The following is a 21341-nucleotide window of genomic DNA, read 5'->3' on the forward strand; positions in this document are numbered from 1 at the left end:
AACGTCCTCCCCCTAACCCCCTCGCCTGAAGGCTCAAAGATTTGAGGAAGGGGACTTCCCGCTTTCGAGTAAAAACTTATGATACGTGGGAAAAAACAGAAGCCAGAACAAATTTAGAGGCAACTGTTTTTGAGCCTGTGAAAACCTCCAGCTCAGGAGTGCCAGAAATCACTTGTAAAGAGTACCAGTACGGTGTATAATTCAAGCCTGCCAACCCACATATTGCTTATCAGGATAATTTTTCCCAGCGAGAGAAGCGATTCATAGTTTCCCATTGGGCCAAAAAGATTAAAGCCCGGGCCTATGTTTCCGAGGGTCGTGATCGAAGCCGTAACAGAGCTGATTAGCTCGACTCCGAGCAGGGGCAGAAGCATTGAGCTGAAGACAAAGACGGATATGTAGATTATTCATGGAAAAACCCCGATCTCGTAAAACTTACCGGAATATTTTTTCCACTTCAGAAACAGCAGAAGCCATGGAGAAAATAACTACACGGTCTCCGTTGTTGATAACGAAATCCCCTCTTGGAATGATGGTCTCTTTTCCGCGTACTACCATGTTTATAAGAGCTCCTTTAGGGAATTTTACTTTGCTTAAAGGCTTGCCGACAATCCTGCACTTCTCGGAAGCCGTATATTCTATGATTTCGGCTTTTTCGCCTTCGATAGTTGTGAGCGTCTGTATGCCTTTGCCCATGGTAAGTTTGAGGACCTCATTTACAGTTGCTTCCCTGGGACTTACGGCCATGTCTATGCCGACCATTTCAAAAAGAGGCAGGTAGTCCGAGCGGTCAGCCCTTGCAATTACCTTCTTTGCCCCGAGCTGCTTTGCAAGCAGGGCACAGAGAAGGTTCTTTTCGTCACTATCCGTAACTGCAACAACAACATCCATATCCTCAATATTCTCTTCCCTGAGAAGGCTGACGTCAGTCCCGTCTCCGTTGAGCACAAGGGCGTTTTCAAGCATCTCAGCTACTTCTATGCAGCGGCTCTTCCTGTGCTCAATAATCCTCAGGTCAATGTTTTCTTCTTTGTCGATCAGTTTTGCCAGATAGATGCCCACAATTCCGCAGCCAATAAGGAGAATTCTGGTTCTGTGAGGCACCTGGCTCCCGAAAACATTTTCAAGGTCATCCATGGCTTCTGGCTTGCCCACAACTACCATGTGGTCGTTTGCCTTGATTAAATCGTCTCCATGAGGAATTATTATTTCACTATCCCGGAAAACCGCACTGACGATGCAGCAGTCAGCAAGCTGAAGGTCCTGCATATGCTTTCCCACAAGTCTGCTTTCCGGATTTATTGCAAACTCAGTCATCTTTACTTTTCCCTCGGCAAACATTTCCGCATCTATGGCAGAGGGGCTTGAGAGCACATCAGCAATTTCCGATGCGAGTGAAAGTTCAGGGCAGATCATAAGGTCAACGCCAACCTGAGACCTTGAAGTAACTGGCAAATCTATGTAATCGGGATTACTAACCCTTGCTATGGTCTTTACATCCTTCCAGCCGGTTTTGCTCTTTGTAATCAGCTTGGCGGTCATGCAGGCAACGATGTTGACCTCATCAACGCCTGTAACAGCCACGAGAAGATCAGCATTCTGCAGGACTTTTGAAAGAATATCAGCGTTTGCGCCGTTTCCTTCAATTACGAGCACGTCAAGTTCATCTACTCTTCTTGACGCGTCCTCATCTTTCTCTATAATTACCACATCATTTTTAGGAGAGAGGGCTTTTGCAATATGATAGCCTACTTCCCCTGCACCAATAATTACAGCCTTCATAGAACACCTTCAAAAAAAACTGTTTTTAATGAATCTACCACTGCATAAATTATTGAACAAGAAGCAATGAACATAGGGCGGATTAAAATAAAAGTAATTAAGGCGAAAGTAGTCAAAGTGAAAATAACCGAAGTGAAGGTAGTCAAAGTGAAAATAACCGAAGTGAAAGTGGTCAAAGTAAAAGTGATCAAAGCTAAAATAATCATAAAAAAGATACAAGGCATAATTTTGAAGTGTAAAATGCTGCCCGATACATTATCAGTTGTAGTAAAATTAATCAGCGTGTTTACCATCTCTGGAAATTAAAAGTTTTGCAAACCAGAATTTCTCAAACCAATGCTTTTGCGAATGAAATATGATTCCTAGCCATAGAATTAAACGGGTATATATAAATGTTTTCAAGCTCCCGATATAGAAAAGAATCTAAACAAAAAAGAATTATATAGAGAGAATTATTGATCGAAACAGAGAGTTAAAAGAAAAAGAAAAAGAGAAAATTAAAAAATACCTGAAAAGAATTGAAAATTGAGCCAGAAGCTTTATTCTCAACCCTCTAAGGCATCTTTTACCTTTTCAAAAAGCCCCTTACTCTTTCTGGACTTCTCGCCTTTTTGCTTCTCAGCTTTACCCTTTTCCTCTCCTTCAGGCTTCTTTCCATTGCTCAGGTATTCGAACTGGCGGAGAAGCTCCTTTTGTTCCTGAGTAAGTTTTGTGGGAGTCTTGATTATTACTCTTACGAGCTGATCTCCTTTACCGTGCCCTTGCAGGTGCTGTATGCCCTTGTCCTTGAGCCTGAAGACTGAATGGGTCTGAGTCCCGGCCGGGATGTTCATTTTGACATTGCCGTAGAGGGTATCAACCATAACGTCCGCTCCGAGTGCAGCCTGGGTGAATGGTATTGACAGTTCGGAGATTACATCGTAATCGACCCGCTTGAAATACCTGTGTTCCATCACATGGAGGATAATATAAAGGTCTCCGGAAGACGCTCCTGGTTCTCCTGCATCCCCTTCTCCGCTGAGCCTGAGGGTCATGCCTGAGTCTGCTCCTGCAGGTACGTTAACTGTTATTGTTCTCCGGCTCCGGACTCTGCCTGCACCGCTGCAGACGGAACATGGCGACTCAATCATCTGGCCTCTGCCGTGACAGGTACCGCAGGTGGTGGTGCTCACGAACTGCATTCCTAAAGTTGAACGGGTAGTACGAACCTGCCCTGTACCGCCGCAGGTAGGGCAGCGCTTTGGGCTTGTGCCCTCTTTTGCACCTGTTCCTGAGCAGGCAGAACACCTTTCTGTCCTTGGAATATCAATGTCTTTACGGACTCCAAAAGCAGCTTCCTCGAAGGTTATATAGAGGTCGTACTGGAGGTCTGAACCTCTCCTCGGCCCCATAGGACCCCCTCTTCTACCGCCTCCGAAAAACATTTCAAAAATGTCTCCGAACCCGCTGAAATCCGCGCCCCGGAAAATGTCCTCTGCACTATATTGGCCATCAATTCCGGCATGCCCAAAGCGGTCATACTGAGCCCGTTTTTCAGTGTCTGAAAGAATGGCGTAAGCCTCGGATATTTCCTTGAATTTTTCCTCAGCCCCTGCTTCTTTGTTCCTGTCAGGATGGTATTGCAGTGCAAGCTTTCGATACGTCTTCTTTATATCTTCGACTGGGGCGTCTTTAGATACTCCGAGAATTTCATAATAATCACGTGTTGTAGCCATCAGGATTCCCTGTTGTTTTAAAAAAGGATAAAAGTCCGGAACCTGCAGGCAGGTTTCCGGTCATGCCTGCGAATAATCAGGCGCTTTTTGTTAGTGTTAATTCTTCTTTAATTACTTACGCTTTTCGTCGTCAACTACCTCATAGTCGGCATCAACGACTGTCTCATCAGGACCCCTTGCGTCCGTGCTTCCTGCTTCGCCTGCAGCCTGCTGGGCCTCCTGAGCTTTCTGATACATGGCTGTCGAAATCGGATATACGGCTTCCTGAAGAGCCTCTGTCTTTGCCTTGATATCTTCAATATCCGTGCCTTCAAGGGATTTTTTCAGGTCTTCGATTGCAGCATTGACCTTTGACTTCTGGTCTTCGGTAGCTGCATCTCCGGCTTCCTTGATAGTCTTTTCTGCGGCATTGATAAAGGCTTCGGCATCATTTCTTGTCTCGACTTCTTCCTTGCGCTTCTTGTCCTCTTCGGCATGCAGTTCCGCATCCTTGACCATGCGCTCGATTTCGTCATCAGAAAGTCCGCCGGGTTTCTTGATGGAAATAGACTGTTCCTTGCCTGTGCCCAGGTCCTTTGCACTCACGTGCAGAATCCCGTTTGCATCAATGTCAAAGGTAACCTCAATCTGAGGAATGCCTCTCGGAGCAGGAGGTATGCCGTCAAGGGTGAACCTTCCAAGGGTCTTGTTTTCGGAAGCTATCCCGCGCTCCCCCTGCAGAACATGGATCTCGACTGAGGGCTGGTTGTTAGCAGCAGTTGAGAAGATCTGGCTCTTTTTCGTAGGAATGGTGGTGTTCCTCTGGATGAGAGGGGTTGCAATGCCTCCAAGGGTCTCGATACCCAGGGTAAGGGGATTAACATCGAGCAGAAGGACATCTTTGACCTCTCCGCCCAGGACTCCTGCCTGAATGGCTGCACCGATTGCAACTGCCTCATCAGGGTTGATGTTCTTGTAGGGTTTCTTGCCTGTGAAATTTTCCACAAGTTCAACCACTGCAGGCATCCTTGTTGCGCCTCCGACAAGGATCACTTTTTCAAGGTCATTTGGTGTAAGCTTTGCATCGCTGAGTGCGCGGCGCATGGATACAAGAGTCTTTTCCAGGAGGTCTTCAGTCATCTTCTGGAACTGGGCTCTGGTCAGGTCAATATCCATGTGCTTTGGTTCCCCATCAGAACCGACTGTCAGGAAGGGAAGGTTGACGTTGGTGCTGGCAACTCCGGAAAGCTCTATCTTGGCCTTTTCAGCAGCATCTTTCAAGCGCTGGAGGACAGCTCTGTCTTTGGAGAGGTCAATTCCTTCTGTTTTCTTAAATTCGGCGAGCAGGTAATCGATGATGCGCTGGTCGAAGTCGTCACCTCCAAGGTGAGTGTCTCCGCTTGTGGATTTTACTTCAAAGATTCCACCTCCGAGTTCCAGAATGGATACATCAAAGGTTCCGCCTCCAAGGTCGTAGACAAGGATTTTGTGGTCCAGATCCCCCTTGTCAAGCCCGTAAGCAAGGGCTGCAGCTGTCGGCTCGTTGATAATCCTGAGGACTTCAAGCCCTGCAACTGAGCCTGCATCTTTTGTAGCCTGCCTCTGTGAATCGTTGAAATAAGCGGGAACTGTGATTACAGCCTGCTGTATTGACTCTCCAAGATAAGCCTCTGCATCGGATTTGAGCTTCTGGAGGATCATTGCAGAAATTTCCTGCGGGGCGTATGCCTTCCCATTAAGTGTGACTTTGTAGCTGGCTTCTCCCATGTGCCTTTTAATGGAATAAACAGTGTTCTCAGGGTTTGAAATAGCCTGCCGCTTTGCGACCTGACCCACAAGTTTTTCCCCTTTCTTAGAGAATCCGACGATTGAAGGAGTTGTTCTGTTGCCTTCGGCATTCGGGATCACAACAGCTTCCCCACCTTCCATCACTGCCATACATGAGTTAGTAGTACCAAGGTCAATACCCAGTATTTTTGCCATGTTATATCCTCATAGTAAATTATCAATTAATTATTTATTATCAATTAAATTCTTTAGTTAGGTTACCTGGTTAAGCGGTTTGTTAGATTAGTCAGTTAAATTCCTGGTAAAGTTACGCGGAAAAAATACTTAACAAACTTACTTGATCTGATCATAGGTTCTGTAATTTAGTTAAATTATTTAGTCAAAGAGGTCAGTCAAGTTACTTTTCAGTTAAGCTACTTAGTTAAGTTATTTAATAAATTTGTTCTGTTACGAACAGGATTAATTCAGTCTTTAGTTCTCTGTCTCTTCAGGGCTTTTGGCCACTGAAACCATGGCGGGTCGGACAATCTTTTCTTTCAGTGTATATCCCTGTTTGTAAACGTCAACTATAGTATTGTCCGGAACTTCGGAGGTTTCTATGTGCTGGACAGCCTCATGTTTGTGAGGGTCAAACTCGCCTGCCTTTTCGCAGATTATTTTCTCAAGCCCGTATTTTTCCAGGATAGAGAAAAACTGCTTTGAAAGCTGCTCGATTCCACTTACAATCGAGCCCATATCTTCTGCAGTCCGTGCAGATTTCAGGGCACGTTCGAAGTTATCGGTCACTTCGACAAAGTCCAGAAGCACCTGCTCAAGCACAGCTGTTCGGTTTTCTTCCATCTGACGAACGGTTCGTTTTCTGAAGTTATCAAAATCAGCTGCAAGCCGGAAAAGCTGATCCTTGAGAAGTTCGTTTTCCTCTTTACAGACCGCTTCAGGACTCTTTTCAGTTCCGGAACTTACAGATTCATTTTCAGAACTTACTGTTGTTTCCTCGGCTTTTTTAGCCGAAGATCCAGAGTTCTGAGCTCCGGAATTTCCAGCCTGTTTCTGGTTATCTTCTTTAGAGTGCATATTTTCCTTTTTACTGGACTTCTTCATTTATCGATACCCCTAAAATTATTGCAACTGTTACACTCGTCTTGATCTGTGATTGTTTGTAATTCTATAAATACTTTTTGGAGTCACCGGTGGCAGATCTACCTGAGAAAGCAAAAAAAAGAAAAATCAGTAAAAGTGGTTCTGAAGTTTATAAGATAGTGCTTTGAGCATTATGACGCCTGCAATCATGCAAGCCGCGACTGCCGAAATTACCTGTTCCCATCCAAGAACGGAAATTCCTCCTCCTAACGCAAACTGCACGCCTCCTACAAGGGAGACAAACACGAATGAAAGCCCAAAACCTGCAAGCGCTCCACCTATAAGAGAACTCAGAGTGTCCAGGCCCTGTCTCTCATAGAAAACCATTCCCCCTATAAACACCACGGCAAAGATCATGAGTACAAATGCAGACGGCAGGGGACTTGATTTAGTAGAAAATATATCAAATAGCCCGAGCCCCATGTCAACCAGGAATATGCCCATGAGAACCGCAATAGAGAGGGTTTTGACAAAAGGATTTTCAAACAAAGACTGAGAATTTGGGTTTCTGCTGTTGATTTTACCAGCCACCATCAAGTATTACAATGTTTATCATAATGTTTACCTTTTAAGCTATAAACTATATAAATTATATAAATCTTTACTTACGTAATCGGCTTAATTTCCTCTGCTCCACTTTATCATTCAGATTCCCTTATTAATTTATTTGCCTAACTTTAGATCGCCCGTTCCCGTGTTTATCAGTGTTTTCCATAGTTATAGAGTTAGGTAAATGTAAACATTCACACTGGGCCTGTTTCCGAAAATAGAATTTTGTTTTGTTTGACTTCCGTTTAGTTCTGCTGCTTTTATTTGTTTGTTTCTGGTTGGTTTCTTGCTGACTCCCCCGGTCTTTTTTACTTATTGCTTTTTTCTCTCCTTTTTTGTGGAAAAGGCAGCTTGAAGGTGAGAGTGGCCGAAGCGGTGTGAGATAAGAAGTGACTTTTTTCAGGGTATATTTCCTTCCGTGCAGGACAAAAAGTAATATAAAATGACCGGGTGTTTCTTCTCCGATGAAAATCCTGGTTGCAGAATTCGCTGTCGGCACGGATATCGATAAGTCCCTGATTCCGGAAGGGGCAGCTATGCTAAAAACACTTGCCGAAAGTTTTGTTCGTGTGGGGCATGAGGTGTACTACCCATCTGCAGGTACAGAAATAGGTACAGGTACATCATTGAAATCCACGGCTGAAAGCTTCAGGCAGGTAGTTGAAAGGGAGGCAAAGAAGTGTGATGCCGGACTGCTTATTGCTCCTGACGGAATGCTTCCAGAACTGAACAGGATCCTTGAAGAAAACACCGTAAACCTGGGGTGCTCGCCGGAATCGGCAGCCTGCTGTGCAGATAAAGTCCTGTGCACAAAAGCCCTGAAAAAAGCCGGAATTTATGCTCCCGGGATTGCGGAAAAAGCTGAAAAGGGCAAAAAGTATGTCATAAAACCAAGATTCGGATGCGGGGCAGAGGCAACAGATCTTGTTACGGAATTCGAAAAGACAGAAGAATTCATTGCAAGTGAATATATTGAAGGAAAACATTTGAGCGTAAGCCTTATTGCAGGAAAAAAGCCGCTGCCACTTACGGTAAACCGCCAGTTCATCGAGTTTGAAGAGAAAAAGGACAGGGAAGGAGTAAATCCTGAGAAAAATAGAGTTTCGGGCATAAAATACAACGGCAGCCTGACTCCTTATAAGACTTCCAGAAAAGATGAACTCTATGAAACTGCAATCTCGACAGTAAAATGTCTGGATTGTTTTGGGTATATGGGTGTGGATATCGTACTTTCGGATCGTCCTTATGTCGTGGATGTAAACCCAAGGCCTACAGCTTCATTATTCGGGATTAGCAGAGTCATGAAGGAGGAGATAGGCGAACTTCTTCTTAAGAATAGATTCGGAGAACTCCCTGATTCAGTGCAAATCGAAGGGGAATATCACTTTTCAAAAGATATGCTTGGCGAGCTTTTCGGAAGGAATTGAAAACAAAGAAAATGTTAATAATTACATACCTGGAAAAACACGGAAAGGAATCAAAATGCATTCAAAAATTATAGGGCTTGACATTGGAGGAGCGAACACAAAGCTTGCTTCCTCGGACGGGACTCTTGTGGAACTTCACTACCTGCCTCTCTGGAAAAATACCAGGCTTCCGGAAGTCTTGAAAGAGATTGCGCAAAGGCTAAGGCCTGAAAGAGTTGCTGTTGTGATGACAGGAGAGCTCGCGGACTGTTTTGAAGACAAAGAGCAGGGCATCCGCTTCATAAAAGAAACAGTTGATTCGGCTTTCGGCTCCGAAAGGGTCTCGTATATAAACAGCCAGGGAAGGTTCCAGAATGAAGCTGAGAACTTGAGGGAGCTTGCTGCCGCGAACTGGGCAGCCTCAGCCAGGCTGATAGGGAAAGAAGTAGGAGACTGCATTTTTGTTGATGTTGGCAGTACCACAAGCGATATTATTCCGATCATATCAGGGGAACACAGGGCAGGGCTTACAGACTTTGAACGCCTGCTCAGGAGCGAACTTGTATACGCAGGCACCCTCCGAACAAACCTCGCCGCACTTCTTGAAAAGGTAAAGCTTGAGAAAGGCATGTGCAGGACGTCCTCGGAACTCTTTGCAACGACAGCAGATGCTTATCTCATACTCGGGAAGATCGATGAAGATGCGTACACATGTGAGACTGCCGACGGGGCAGGCAGGAGCAAAACAGATGCCATGCGCAGAATTGCAAGGCTGGTCTGTGCAGACCTTTCAGAGGTAGGGGAGAGGGAAATATACGAGATCGCAGAGCAGGTAAAAGAAAAACAGATCTCTGCCCTGGCTGAAGCGATCTTCGAAGTTGCGGAAAGAAATGGACTGAAGACCATTGCATCAGCGGGCCTGGGGGAATTTATGATAAAGGAAGCTGCTGAAAGGCTTGGATTTGAATGCGTTTCTGTTTCCGGGCGATGGGGAGAAGAGATCTCCAAGGTTTTTCCGGCATATGCGGCTGCCCGCTTACTGGATACCGAAAAACCCGGGAACTAAAACTCCAAAAAATCTATATCCATAAAGAAATTAACAGTAACTGAAAGCTATTAATGGAGAAAAACCTTAACGAATCAACTACCCGCTAAATCTAAAGATTTAACGGATTTCCTGCTATAAGGTTTTATGAAAGCTATGAGGATAGTTATCAAAGTAGGAGGAAGCCTGATCAGCGAAGCTCCGGAACTTATTGACAGGCTCGTAAAAGAATTTGGCTCCGGACATTCGGGGGCTGCTCCTGATGAGCAGGTTTCCGATAAAAGTATTTTTTCCCTCCTTATCGTACCCGGAGGAGGGGTATTTGCAGATGCCGTAAGGAGAGCTGACGGGAGGTTTGGACTTGGAGACGACGCAGCTCACTGGATGGCTGTGCTTGGTATGGAGCAGTACGCCTGCTACCTTCAGGACAAAAGCGGTGCAGTGGGTACGGATTCAATAACAGAACTCCCTGCCGGCGTTTCGATTCTTTTTCCCTACAGGCTGCTGAAGGCAGAAGACCCTCTGCCCCACTCCTGGAGCGTAACTTCGGACACAATCGCTGCCTGGGTTGCGAAGCAGACAGGAGCCCTGTTCATTAAGGCTACGGATGTTGACGGGATTATCAGGGAAGGAAAACTGGTCAGGGAAATTTTCACCTCCGACTTTTCAGAAAACTTTGAAAGTTGTATCGACCCTTTCCTGCCCGGATTCCTTCAGAAAAACAGGATGGGGTGCAGAATTATAAACGGTAAATTTCCGGAAAGGGTAATTCAGGCAGTGTACGGGAAGCCTGTGCCCTGTACGGCGGTAAAGGGGAATATTTAAATTGTATATCGTATATGACTAGGGAGAGAAGCAAGCCGTGTCCAAAAAGCATCATTACATTCAGTTCATCAGACTTGTTGATGTTAATACAGGTGCCGATAAAAGCAGGATACTGAAGCTTTAGGAAAGTGCCTGATTCACCGGTTAATTTATTGTAGTTCACATAAGGAATAAGGAATAATTAAGGAGAAGAAAAATGTCGTCACAGAAAATTGAATACTGTACCTCATGCGGAATCCGTCTTGTGGAAAAAGGCTATGTGAAGTTTCCCTGCCCCCAGTGCGGAGCAGAGATCGGAAGATGTACAAGCTGCAGGCAGCAGGGTAACGTATATACCTGTCCTAAATGTGGATTCAAAGCTCCGTGATTTTGGGCAGAGTGCCAAAAGAACCAGAAGCGCATTGTAAAAGCAGCTTGAAATTGGTCAATAGAATCATCTGAATAAAATTACAAGAGGGATTGAAATGGGCGAAGTTGCAGCAAAAATGAAAATCATGCCAGAAAGCATTGACACCGACCTTGTAGAGCTGAAAGAGAAGCTCAAAACCGCAATTCCGGCAGGAGCCGATCTTCACGGGGACATAGCTGAAGAGCCAATAGCCTTTGGATTAAAGGCCCTGATTCTTACGCTGATCGTTAACGACGAAGAAGGCGGAACCGAAGCCGTAGAAGAAGCCTTTGTAAAAGTTTCTGGTGTCGAGAACGTCCAGATTCTGGAACTCTACCGTATCTGAGAAGGAAAAAAGAACCGGACACCTGTGTTCGGAAAATCTTTTTTCACTATTCTCTTTTTCGTAAAAGGGCTCGTAGATCAGGGGTAGATCGTTACGTTCGCAACGTAAAGGCCGCGGGTTCAAATCCCGCCGAGTCCACTAAGAAAGTAAATAGATAGAAAAAACCTGTAAGTTACTTAGCAGAAAAAGTAAATTAGCCAGAAAAAACTTAAGGATGAACAGGGCAGAATTACTCTACCTCAAAAATAGCCTTTTTCAAGTATATTCATTCCTTCTTCTACTTTTTCTTAGTTTTCTACAAACTGCCAGGCAAGTTAGCGGTGGCTTCCCGTGACCTGTATATTAAAAAGAGGTTTCCGAGGTAAGAGAAGTATTTTTCATCCCATGTTGGGTATTTCTTCATAGTAGTAGATCTCCCTTAATAGCAGCAGCTGTTTACGTGTTGTTTTTTATCTGGCTGGCAGGCAGGCAGGCTGCAGCCATGTACGGTGATTACTTATATTGTCTTCAGCAGGCAGAATCTCAGACTATTTGATACTGGCTGTTGAGCTCAAATAGATAAAAATGATAATTAAATGACCCGAATACATTGTCAATTTTTTTAATGAATTGCTTAAATAGTTATTAGATACTAAAGAAAAGTTGACCCTTCAAGATACCGAAAATGGAAGAGATTCAGCATAATACAGTATAAAAAATGCAAAGAATTAAATACAAATAACTCTTTTTAAATATTCGTTGGGTAATCCCACGCTAGAATAACCCCCTCAGTTGGCCAGGGAAAATTGAAGCTCCCCTGGCCGACTATAAAATAAAAGATTAACTTTAAAAGGAGACGTTTTCAGTTAAACGCCTCTATTTATATGGTATTTTACGCCTCTATTTCTCTTCATCCTATTTTCTGTGCTTTTGCTTTCTTGAGGCTCATCCTCCGGCAGAAGAAGTAACATACGAAAAATTAATCATTCTCAGAAAAGCTCATTGAAGTTTTTCCGGGAAAACGATATCTGAAGAACATCCGGTTTAATAATATCCGGATCTAAACTTTACAAAATCCGGGGACACATCATATACTTTTTAAATAATGGATACCTAACAGACCAGCGTATATTTTTTTACAATAAAACCCCGATACGTCGGATTGAAGGGTGCAAATAGCGGAAAAATGGGAAGATCCGCAAAAGGCTATTTTTAACCCTGTTTTTAAGCGAAAATATGATTCTCGCTCTGAGATCTAAGAGACTAAGGCAAAAAGTGAAAAATGGGGGACTGGAAGTTATTAAAAGTAACAGCTTTCCCGAGAAAAAAGAAGAGGCTGGGGAATCAGAACCTGAAAACTCAATAGAGCTGCACGAAAAAATAATAGAGCACATTCCTTCGGAGAACCCTAACCCTGTCCTCAGGATAAAAAAGAATGGAAAGGTTCTTTATGCCAATAGAGCAGCCTGCATTCTTCTTGAACACTGGGGTATAAAAAAAGGAGAAGAGCTTCCTCAATCACTGAGGCACAGTATAAGAAGGATTCTTTCACAGAAAAAGCCTGAGAACCTTGAAATCAATATAGAGAATGCTACGTATGCTCTAAAGCTTTATCCTCATTCGGAAGATGGGTACACAGACATCTATGGGTTTGACATAAGTTACAGGGTACGGGCTGAAGAGAAATTCAGGTCCCAGCATGAGAGCCTGGAAAAACTTGTTGAGCTAAGGACCCTTGAGTATATAGAAGCAAACGAAAAACTTGCACAGGAAGTAACCGAGAGAAAGAAGATTGAAAAAACCCTTCGGAACAATCTCCAGTTTCTTGAGACACTTCTTGACAGCATTCCAAGCCCTGTATTCCAGAGGGATCTGAATGAGAATTATGTAAACTGTAACGAGAGTTTAGCCAGGCAAATCATGGGGCTTCCAAAGGAGATGGGCATAGGGGGATCATTCTCTGAGTTTCAGAAGAGGGTTCCAAAAGAGCTGGCTGAGATCTATTACAAAAATGACAGGGAACTTCTGGATAATGGGGGAAGCCATTACTACGAGACCAGGGTTATCTGCGCTGACGGTGTGAGCAGAGACTTCCTGTTCCATAAAGCTACTTACGAGGACAGTTCCGGAGAGATTGCCGGAATCGTGGGCGTAATGCTGGATATTACCCCGCGCAAAGAAGCTGAAAAATTTTTAAGGAAAAGTGAGGAGAGATACAGGATTGCTGCTGAGCAGACAGGGCAGCTAGTTTATGATTATGAGGTGGAATCAAAACAAATTGACTGGGCGGGAGCAATCCCACAACTTACAGGCTACAGCCCTGAAGAGTTCAGGCAAGTAGACCTGGAAAGCTGGATAGAACACGTCCATCCGGAAGACCGCGAAAAAGCATGGGAAATGCATGAAAAGTGTATGAAAAACGGGGGGAAATACCTTGAAGAATACAGGTTCAGAAGGAAAGACGGAAGCTACTTCCATGCAGAAGATAGCGGCGTGTACCTTCAGGATGACCTTTCCCAGGTTTACCGGATTGTCGGAGTGATAAAAGATATTACAGAAAGAAAAATTGCCCGGGAAATCCTTGAAAGAAGCGAGGAAAGGTTCCGCATAACAGCCGAACAGACAGGGCAACTCGTTTATGATTATAATGTAAAATACGATCACAGTTCCTGGGCAGGAGCAATTGAAGAACTTACAGGATATAGCTTTGAAGAGTTTCAGGGCTTCACTCCCGAAGTATGGGCTCAGCACGTCCATCCTGAAGACCGGGAAAAAGCAGTAAAAGCCCACGAAGAGTGCATAAAAAATGGGGGAAAGTACTCTGAAGAGTACAGGTTCAGAAGAAAAGATGGAAGTTACATCTGCGTTGAAGACAGCGGCATTTACCTGCAAGCCGAGAACAGAGATATATGCAGGGTTCTTGGAGTAATAAAAGATATCACTGATAGAAAACTTGCCCATGAGGAACTGGTAAAGAGTGAGAGCCGCTACCGTTTGATCGCAGAAAAAACTAAAATGCTTTTATATTACGATAATTTCACAGACGGCAAAATTGACTGGGCAGGAGCAATTCCGCAGATTACAGGGTATAGTTTTGAGGAGTTCAAGGACATCAGGATCGATAGATGGATGGAACTGATCCACCCGGAAGACCTCCAAAAGGTAAGGTATGCTCACGAATGTTGCCTGCAGCATGGGGGAGATTTCCATCAGAACTACAGGTTCAGGAGAAAGGATGGAAGTTACTTCTATGTAGAGGATGAGGGAGTTTACCTGAAAGATGAAAAAGGCTGTGTGTATATGGCAGCCGGAGTGATAAAAGACATCACAGAAAAGAGATCTGCTCAGGAAAAACTCCTGGAAAGTGAAGAGAGGTTTAGAATAGCTGCCGAACAGACCGGGCAGATAGTGTTTGAACATGACCACGGGGGAAATATTATCAAGTGGGCAGGAGCCATCCGGGATGTTACGGGATATACGGTAGATGAATTTAATAAATTTGACAATGTTTTGTGGGCAAACCATATTCATCCTGAAGATAGGGAAAAAACACTTGGTGAACTCAGGACATTTCAAGAAAAAGAAAATAAGTTCCGTATTGAGTACAGGTTCAGGAAGAAGGATGGGAGCTACATCCATGTGGAAGACAGCGGAGTCTATCTGAGAGATGAAAATGGGAGCATTCGAAAAGCTTTCGGTGTAATGAAAGATATAACAGGTATTAAACTGGCGTCAGAAAAACTGAAAGAAAGCGAAGCGCGCTACAGGTCCTTCATGAAAAACTTCAGAGGAATTGCTTTCCAGATGGGACTTGACTTCACCCCGATTCTCGTAGACGGCAATATAGAAGAAACTACAGGATACAGAAGAGGGGACTTCATCTTCGGAAAAGCTGATTGGTACCGGATTGTTCATCCCGAAGACAGAGAAAAGCTTTTTGAGAATAGGGAGAGATTGGTAAACGACCCCTTACTCCTTATAGAGCACGAGTATCGGATAAAGCACAGGGATGGAAAGCTAAGGTGGATCCGTGAGATTATCCAGAATGTTTCCGATCCCACGGGCAAAAAGAGAATTCTACAGGGTACAGCCTATGATATTAGCAAACAAAAAGAAGCTGAAGAATCTCTTGCAAAAATGGAAGAAATCCGTAAAAAGGAAATACATCACAGGATAAAGAACAACCTGCAGGTAATCTCAAGCCTCCTTGAACTTCAGGCAGAGAAGTTTAACGATATAGAAGTTCTCGAAGCTTTCCGTGAGAGTCAGAACCGGGTTGCTACAATGGCAATAATTCATGAGGAACTGTACAGGTCAAAAAATAACGAGAGCCTGGATTTTTCAGCTTATCTTCAGAAACTGACAGCGGACCTGTTCCACTCATACACAGTCAGAAAAGGGGATGTCAATATGCATCTCGATATCGAAGAGACTTTCCTGGGAATGGATACTGCAATTCCTCTCGGGATAATTATAAATGAGCTTGTATCCAATTCTCTGAAACACGCTTTTCCATCAGGCAGGAAAGGTGAAGTTTGCATCAAACTCTGCAGAACAGAAGAAAATAGTGAGAATAAAAGTATAAGTAAGATCATTAATAATATTGATGATAAGAGTTCAGTTGATAAAAATATCCAGTACACACTGGTAGTTTCGGACAATGGGTTGGGTTTTCCGGAAAATATTGATTTCAGGAACACGAGCTCTCTGGGTCTCCAACTGGTAAATATACTTGTCGAGCAACTGGAGGGCACGATTGAACTTGAAATATGTTCGGGGACTAAGTTCAAAATCTGGTTTAAGGAGACCTGCCAGTCATCTGAAAAAGTATCCAGTATCAAAGGGGAGATACAATGAAAAAGGCAAAAATTCTGGTTGTTGAAGACCAGAACATCGTCGCTCTAAACATCAGAAATAAACTCAAAAATCTGGGTTATACGGTACCCGGTACTGCATCCACAGGAGAGGAAGCAATAAGAAAAGCAGAGCTGACGAGTGCGGATCTTGTTTTGATGGATATCATGTTGAAAGGAGACATGGATGGAATTGAAGCTGCCCGTGAAATAAAAACCCGCCTTAGAATTCCTGTACTATATTTGACAGCTTATACTGACGATGAAACCCTTGAAAGGGCTAAAATGACAGAACCGGCAGGATATATTTCTAAGCCTTTCAAAGAAGAGGACCTGCATAGCAATATTGAGATGGCGCTCCATAAACACAGAGCCGAAAAAAAAGAGATTGAGAGTTCCAGTAATGACGAATAAAACTCTTCAATACACCTTAAATAAAGCCTGTATCCGGTTAAAACGGATACATGGTTCTCAAAAATAGAAGAAATTTTATTAAATTGTATGCTACCGTTCTTAAATGGTATGCTACTGTAATTAAAAGGCATACTGCCGTTCTTAAAAGGCATACTACAGTTCTTAAAAGGTATACCACAGTTCTTAAAAGGTATACCACACAGATTTTAGCTGAGTTTTGCTGCTCCAACGCTGCATGGGATGAAAATTTTTCGCGGATATTTGTTCCGGAAATACAGGTCGTATGTATTTAGTAGGCGAGAAAAAGAATAAGCCTTAGATAATTCGCGATGGGGATAAATATCAAACTCGATAAAAACATGGGGTCAACTGGTTAATAAATCAGAATATATCCCGGAAGATGAAAAGATAAAAACGGGGGGAAATAATGTACAAAGCAAAGATTCTGATCGTTGAAGATCAGAATATAGTGGCTCTGAACATTAGAAATAGGTTAAAAAACATGGGGTATACCGTTCCTGTGACTGCTATTTCGGGGGAAGAGGCAATAAGAAAAACAGAGCTTACAAATCCTGATCTTGTTTTGATGGATATTATGTTGAAGGGAGACATGGATGGGATTGAAGCAACCAGGATTATCAAATCACGCTTTTCAATACCTGTTATCTACCTTACAGCCTATACTGACATTAAAACTCTTGAGAGGGCAAAACTAACAGAGCCTTCAGGGTATATTTCAAAACCCTTCAAAGAAGAGGACCTTTTCAGCAATATAGAAATGGCTCTCCATAAACACAGGTCGAGAAGGGCAAATGAAGAAAAGTAAGAGAAGGGTAAATGAAGAAAAATAAGAGAAGGGCAAATGAAGAAAAGTAAGAGAAATCCATTTAACTTTGGGGAAAGATAAAAGGAGGAAGGGGAAGCAGTCCACTTTATATTAAAGAGTAAAAACCTCACTGGCAGACCCTGATAAGTCAGTTGAGATATTCAACATAGTCAAAATAATTGAAAATGGTATTTTTCGGTTTTTTGCTTTGTATTGTAGATAAATCCTGCACCTGACCTAAGAAACATTTTCCCTGCTCTGGAAACCGCTTTTCAACCAACCCAATATAATGTACCCCCGCCAGCTTACCTGGAGCAGCCTGCTTAAAAAATTCTAATGGGATTTTCTAGCGTCTGGAGTTCAGGATAGTGACTACGTTAAAAAAGAGCCAGATGCCGCAGAAGATCCAGAATACAGGACCTGCGGTGTTTACAAGAAATTCGCCTGGTCCGGGATTATCAGGGTACATATCGATATACAGTGAACCGGCAGTCATCAACAGGAAACTTGTAATAGTGAATAAAAGTAAAACTGTTCGTATTCGGGAAGTTTTTGGGTCTGAGCGAGAAAAGCCATTCATAGAATAGATTAGCAGGAGTAGAAATAAATAATTTTTTAAATAATTTCATTTTAGAGAAATGCATACATCTGTTGATAAAAAATAGATATGTGTGGTTTGAATAGCAGCCTGATAAAGAGAAGGGCTTTAACTGCATTATAAAAGTTGTGATTATGGATTGGGGACTTTAACTGCATTATAAAAGTTATGATTATGGATTGGGGACTTTAACTGCATTATAAAAGTTATGATTGTGGATTGGGGGCGTTAACTGCATTATAAAAGTTGTGATTGTGGATTGAACCTGTGGATTGAACTGGAGGTTGGATTATGAACTCCATTAGAAGTATAACGCCCAGAATATTAAACGTAAGAGATCTTATATAAATCATTACAGTTTTTTATACTTTAAAAAGTATAAAACCGAAATAGATATAACTTAGAAGTCAACTGAACTAAAAATATAATAGAGAATTAAAGCTATGCTCAATGCTAAAATTCTCTATTCAAAAGCCCATGGTTCCAATTAGAGCTTAAGGACCTTTGCGGCTTTCAAAGCATCGCCAACCATAGTCTCAATATCAAGCTTTTTTTCCTCAAGAACTATGAGGTCATAGTTTGCCTTGACTTCGGGATGTTCCGGAACTGCAGCACAACTTCCGGCTGACCTTGTAGATATATCATAAGTTCCAATTCTGCGGGCAATATCCACGATCTCGCTTTTGTCAAAGGCAATTAAAGGGTGATAAATCGGGATAGCAAGCTGGTAGATTTCGGCATGCATGTTGGCAGCAGTCTGGGAGGCTACCTGTCCGAGGGAAGAGCCAGTAATAATCCCACTTGCGCCTTCTTTTTTCATAACTTCGTAGGCTTCTCTGTACATCATACGTTTGCAGAGGAGGCATGTGTTTTTTCGGTCGCATGTTTCGATAAAAGCCCCCAGATTTGGACCGTGGAGGAGCTCATAAGTTGTGAACTGGTGCCCTGGAGCCCAGGCCTGTAGCTGGCGGATGCAGTCAAAAGCACGTTCCTTTGCCGCATCCTCTGCATAAGGAGAGTTATTGCAGTAAACAGGGATAATCATTACACCACGCTTCATCATCAGCCATGCAGCGACAGGGGAATCGATGCCTCCGGACATCAGCACTACCATACTGCCCTGTGTGCCGAGGGGAAGTCCTCCAACTCCTTTAACCGTCTCCAGGTAAATATAAGCCAGATTCTGCCGCATCTCTACAAAAATTTCCTTATCAGGAGAACTCAGGTCAACCCTGGGATGTTTTCCTTCTTTTTCAAGGGCGTTCCAGACAGCGTCTCCGCAGTTTCTCCCTAAATCCGCGGAAGTGAAAGAATGGTTTCCGCTTCTTCTAGCCCGGATAGCAAAAGATTCTCCTTCCCGAATGAGGCATGTTCCAAGAAGAGCACAGGTCCTGGCTGCACTCTCAAGGTCTGGTTCTGTTATTAATGCAGAAGAAGTTGAGACAATCCCAAAAACGTCTGCTGCCGCTCCAGCTGCCCGCGGATCTGTCGTCTCAATAAATATCCTGCCCCATTCTCTCCGTATCAGGGAATATGGAATGCTTCTTGAGTCCAGCATTGCGGCAATGTTCTTCATGAGAATTTTCTCATACCAGTTCCGAACGCCTGTGCTTTTAAGAGCAAGCTCCCCATATCTAACTATAACAACATTTGCCTGGCTTTCGAAGCCCTGGCGAGAAGGACCGGAGTCCTGGTTATCCATACTATTAGTAAAAGTATCTGGCATGTTCTCGCTGTCTCTTTTAGTCTTTATATCAATATCAGATGCATTTTTTGCTTCGATCTCATCAGAATTGCCTGTCATGTGTACTTAACGGTTAGGGCGACATGGCGTTTAAAGTTTTCAGGAAAAAGAATTTTTTTTCAGGAAAAAAGGAACCTATTGCGGCAACTTAGAGGAGACCGACAGAAAACTTTAAATAGAGTAATTTTTGGGGAAGATAATAATTGCATGGAGATATATGAAAGAATATTACAAAACATGAAAAATTGCCCCGGTGATATATCATTGTTACTCAGCACAAAAAATATACATACAGTAATATTATTTTTGGAAAATCTATATAAGTCAGGACTATTATAGTATTGTATGCTATTGTGTATTACGCACAATATCGAAGACATTGGGTAAGACTGGGTAAAAATTGCCCACCTATCGAAACGATAAAAACAAAAAAAGACAACCACGCCAGGGGTGGAGTACCAATGGATACTCTGAAAAAGCTTGCCGGAAAATCGATAGTGACAGTGATAGCTGCTTATAGCCTTCTGCTGATACTATTTCCTGTGGGCTGGATCGTTTTGCTCGGGACCGCTATCGGAAAGCCGAGCGCTGAAGAAAGATCTGTCGAAGCGAGAATCCTTGGGGCAGACCTCGAAGTCTGAAACCCCGAGAAAGAAGGCATGGGTGTCAGAAACCAACAAGGAAGTCCACAAGGGGTTTCTGGTAAACATTCTAGCCGCCCAGCACCGGTGTCGAAACAAACAAGGGAGCTCGCAAGGCTTCTGGCCAACATTCGCACCACCCTCTTGCAATCTGAGAACTGGTTTCAAGCGGGTGTCGGAAACAAACAAGGAAACAGCAGTTTCAGGAAAGCAATCCGGCTACCTGCCATATCAAGAGGCGGATCTGGAAGGAACCGGAGGAAAAAGAGAGAACGGCCGTTTCTGGCAACATTCAGGCAACCCACTTTTATTTATTGCAATTTTATTTTGTTCTGTTTTTATTAGTTTTTACAATTATCATAGAAACCAAATACATTAATATCAATGTATATATATTAATAATTAGGGGATACTCTGTAGTTTTTAAGAAATTATTTGCAAGTATAAATTGAAGAGGGGAATAATGTCATTTCTTTATACCTTTTCCCCGAACTCAAGTTTTCTTCCCGCTCCATCAATGATTGTCTTTTTACCATCCGTGTAGACATATCTTATTGAGATATTTCCGTCCTCGCCGTACTTTGTCCAGATCGTGGTATTTTTGTCCTGTGACCACATGTACTCGTATCTGGTGGTGTTCTCTTCGCTTCCGGTTTCTATCATGGCTTTGCAAAGGGTTTTGTTATCGAACTCTTCGGTGCCGGTAATTTTCATATTAAGGGCTTTTCCGGTGGTGGGATTTTTAACCTGGACCTGAGAACCTACAGGGCACCAGTTGCCTTCGGATTGCTCGGGGAGGCTGACATTTATTTCGGTATCATTGCCCGAAATTGACAGTTTTGTTCCGTCTTCCCCCATACAACCTGAAGCGAAAAGGGCAACTGTGAGAAGTAATATACAAATTACCTGTTTTTTTGACAAGAATTATCACCTGAGTTTATCAAAACCTTATTTTCGATCAAAACTTTCCTAAGAATTCTAAAAGATAAAAAACTCTAAACGATAAGAATTTTGAATTTGATGAAACTTTAAAATCAAATCGAATTTTTGTTTTTTATCAGAGTTTTATCTCCTGCAAGTTTTCATTTCCATTTAATATTAGATGCAGCCCATAAAAATTATTCCATTATGCCATTTAAAAGTAGGCAATTTGCAGGGAAAAGAGAAATTCTCAGCATCTAACCTGTTTTTTCATCATGAAATTAAACATTTTGTCCATTTTCAGGGAATTGAATTATCACATTATTAATAAATATCTCTTACCTGAGATCATTTTTATGCAGATCTATCAATATATACGCATAATAAGATATAATTTGGTAG

At 42.9% G+C, this 21341-nt stretch carries 18 protein-coding genes and 1 tRNA gene; 10 read left to right on the forward strand and 9 right to left on the reverse strand.

Annotated elements, in window-relative coordinates; all coding sequences use genetic code 11:
• Positions 1-152: 152 nt before the first annotated feature.
• The 6 genes from EO95_RS05660 to EO95_RS05690 all read right to left on the reverse strand — a co-directional run bounded on the left by EO95_RS05660 (position 153) and on the right by EO95_RS05690 (position 6893).
• Complete coding sequence (locus tag EO95_RS05660; protein ID WP_048133048.1) at positions 153-374, reverse strand: hypothetical protein; 222 nt, start codon at positions 372-374, stop codon at positions 153-155.
• A 61-nt stretch (positions 375-435) separates the two neighbouring features.
• Complete coding sequence (trkA, locus tag EO95_RS05665; protein ID WP_048133050.1) at positions 436-1782, reverse strand: Trk system potassium transporter TrkA; 1347 nt, start codon at positions 1780-1782, stop codon at positions 436-438.
• A gap of 545 nt (positions 1783-2327) precedes the next feature.
• The gene (dnaJ, locus tag EO95_RS05675; protein WP_048133056.1) at positions 2328-3497 is read right to left on the reverse strand and encodes a molecular chaperone DnaJ; all 1170 of its coding nucleotides are present in this window, start codon (positions 3495-3497) and stop codon (positions 2328-2330) included.
• A 111-nt stretch (positions 3498-3608) separates the two neighbouring features.
• Positions 3609-5459: a molecular chaperone DnaK gene (gene dnaK / locus EO95_RS05680; RefSeq protein ID WP_048133058.1), complete on the reverse strand. Its 1851-nt coding sequence runs from the start codon at positions 5457-5459 to the stop codon at positions 3609-3611.
• A gap of 276 nt (positions 5460-5735) precedes the next feature.
• Positions 5736-6365: a nucleotide exchange factor GrpE gene (gene grpE, locus EO95_RS05685; RefSeq protein WP_048133060.1), complete on the reverse strand. Its 630-nt coding sequence runs from the start codon at positions 6363-6365 to the stop codon at positions 5736-5738.
• Between the two features lie 126 nt (positions 6366-6491).
• Entirely contained in the window at positions 6492-6893 is a 402-nt protein-coding gene (locus EO95_RS05690; protein ID WP_235282882.1) for a heat-shock protein, read from the reverse strand.
• Between the two features lie 524 nt (positions 6894-7417).
• On the opposite strand from EO95_RS05690, the gene EO95_RS05700 reads away from it, so the two are divergent.
• From EO95_RS05700 to EO95_RS05740, 9 genes are all read left to right on the forward strand, one after another.
• Positions 7418-8380, forward strand: a complete 963-nt coding sequence (locus EO95_RS05700; RefSeq protein ID WP_048133066.1) for an ATP-grasp domain-containing protein — start codon at positions 7418-7420, stop codon at positions 8378-8380.
• Between the two features lie 55 nt (positions 8381-8435).
• Complete coding sequence (locus EO95_RS05705) at positions 8436-9425, forward strand: hydantoinase/oxoprolinase family protein (protein WP_048133090.1); 990 nt, start codon at positions 8436-8438, stop codon at positions 9423-9425.
• Positions 9426-9551: 126 nt separating this feature from the next.
• On the forward strand, positions 9552-10229 hold the full coding sequence (locus EO95_RS05710; protein ID WP_082105941.1) for an amino acid kinase: 678 nt from the start codon (positions 9552-9554) through the stop codon (positions 10227-10229).
• Positions 10230-10425: 196 nt separating this feature from the next.
• A complete protein-coding gene (locus EO95_RS05715) occupies positions 10426-10596 on the forward strand; it encodes a zinc finger domain-containing protein (RefSeq protein WP_048133068.1) in 171 nt (56 codons plus the stop codon).
• A gap of 97 nt (positions 10597-10693) precedes the next feature.
• The gene (locus EO95_RS05720) at positions 10694-10963 is read left to right on the forward strand and encodes an elongation factor 1-beta (RefSeq protein ID WP_048133070.1); all 270 of its coding nucleotides are present in this window, start codon (positions 10694-10696) and stop codon (positions 10961-10963) included.
• A gap of 66 nt (positions 10964-11029) precedes the next feature.
• Positions 11030-11101, forward strand: a tRNA-Ala gene (locus EO95_RS05725).
• 1116 nt (positions 11102-12217) lie between these two features.
• Positions 12218-15799 (forward strand): PAS domain-containing protein, encoded by a 3582-nt coding sequence (locus tag EO95_RS16675; protein WP_162197348.1) that lies wholly within the window; start codon positions 12218-12220, stop codon positions 15797-15799.
• Positions 15796-16209 (forward strand): response regulator, encoded by a 414-nt coding sequence (locus EO95_RS05735; RefSeq protein WP_048133072.1) that lies wholly within the window; start codon positions 15796-15798, stop codon positions 16207-16209. The genes EO95_RS16675 and EO95_RS05735 overlap by 4 nt, the downstream gene beginning before the upstream one ends.
• Positions 16210-16636: 427 nt before the next feature.
• Positions 16637-17035 carry a response regulator gene (locus tag EO95_RS05740; protein WP_048133073.1) on the forward strand — a complete coding sequence of 133 codons (399 nt, stop codon included), beginning with the start codon at positions 16637-16639 and terminating at the stop codon, positions 17033-17035.
• Between the two features lie 346 nt (positions 17036-17381).
• Here EO95_RS05740 and EO95_RS17485 read toward each other — a convergent pair whose 3' ends face one another.
• Positions 17382-17531, reverse strand: a complete 150-nt coding sequence (locus EO95_RS17485; RefSeq protein ID WP_156161132.1) for a hypothetical protein — start codon at positions 17529-17531, stop codon at positions 17382-17384.
• Positions 17532-18120: 589 nt separating this feature from the next.
• Positions 18121-19359, reverse strand: coding sequence for a tRNA uracil 4-sulfurtransferase ThiI (gene thiI, locus EO95_RS05750; protein WP_048133097.1), 1239 nt, complete (start codon positions 19357-19359; stop codon positions 18121-18123).
• A gap of 479 nt (positions 19360-19838) precedes the next feature.
• Here thiI and EO95_RS05755 point away from each other — a divergent pair, with 479 nt between their 5' ends.
• The gene (locus EO95_RS05755; protein WP_048133077.1) at positions 19839-20018 is read left to right on the forward strand and encodes a hypothetical protein; all 180 of its coding nucleotides are present in this window, start codon (positions 19839-19841) and stop codon (positions 20016-20018) included.
• A gap of 474 nt (positions 20019-20492) precedes the next feature.
• Here EO95_RS05755 and EO95_RS05765 read toward each other — a convergent pair whose 3' ends face one another.
• A complete protein-coding gene (locus EO95_RS05765) occupies positions 20493-20939 on the reverse strand; it encodes a hypothetical protein (protein WP_048133080.1) in 447 nt (148 codons plus the stop codon).
• Between the last annotated feature and the right edge of the window lie 402 nt (positions 20940-21341).

Origin of the sequence: Methanosarcina sp. 1.H.T.1A.1 (assembly GCF_000979295.1) — an archaeon.
Lineage (GTDB): Archaea > Halobacteriota > Methanosarcinia > Methanosarcinales > Methanosarcinaceae > Methanosarcina.

Excerpts from the sequence above, each read along its gene's own strand:
- EO95_RS05710 (WP_082105941.1), top strand. The coding sequence starts at position 9,552 with ATGAAAGCTATGAGGATAGTTATCAAAGTAGGAGGAAGCCTGATCAGC.
- dnaJ (WP_048133056.1), bottom strand. The coding sequence starts at position 3,497 with ATGGCTACAACACGTGATTATTATGAAATTCTCGGAGTATCTAAAGAC.
- EO95_RS05660 (WP_048133048.1), bottom strand. The coding sequence starts at position 374 with ATGCTTCTGCCCCTGCTCGGAGTCGAGCTAATCAGCTCTGTTACGGCT.
- EO95_RS05755 (WP_048133077.1), top strand. The coding sequence starts at position 19,839 with ATGGATACTCTGAAAAAGCTTGCCGGAAAATCGATAGTGACAGTGATA.
- EO95_RS05735 (WP_048133072.1), top strand. The coding sequence starts at position 15,796 with ATGAAAAAGGCAAAAATTCTGGTTGTTGAAGACCAGAACATCGTCGCT.
- grpE (WP_048133060.1), bottom strand. The coding sequence starts at position 6,365 with ATGAAGAAGTCCAGTAAAAAGGAAAATATGCACTCTAAAGAAGATAAC.
- EO95_RS17485 (WP_156161132.1), bottom strand. The coding sequence starts at position 17,531 with ATGACTGCCGGTTCACTGTATATCGATATGTACCCTGATAATCCCGGA.
- thiI (WP_048133097.1), bottom strand. The coding sequence starts at position 19,359 with ATGCCAGATACTTTTACTAATAGTATGGATAACCAGGACTCCGGTCCT.
- EO95_RS05720 (WP_048133070.1), top strand. The coding sequence starts at position 10,694 with ATGGGCGAAGTTGCAGCAAAAATGAAAATCATGCCAGAAAGCATTGAC.
- EO95_RS05705 (WP_048133090.1), top strand. The coding sequence starts at position 8,436 with ATGCATTCAAAAATTATAGGGCTTGACATTGGAGGAGCGAACACAAAG.
- EO95_RS05715 (WP_048133068.1), top strand. The coding sequence starts at position 10,426 with ATGTCGTCACAGAAAATTGAATACTGTACCTCATGCGGAATCCGTCTT.
- EO95_RS05740 (WP_048133073.1), top strand. The coding sequence starts at position 16,637 with ATGTACAAAGCAAAGATTCTGATCGTTGAAGATCAGAATATAGTGGCT.
- dnaK (WP_048133058.1), bottom strand. The coding sequence starts at position 5,459 with ATGGCAAAAATACTGGGTATTGACCTTGGTACTACTAACTCATGTATG.
- trkA (WP_048133050.1), bottom strand. The coding sequence starts at position 1,782 with ATGAAGGCTGTAATTATTGGTGCAGGGGAAGTAGGCTATCATATTGCA.
- EO95_RS05700 (WP_048133066.1), top strand. The coding sequence starts at position 7,418 with ATGAAAATCCTGGTTGCAGAATTCGCTGTCGGCACGGATATCGATAAG.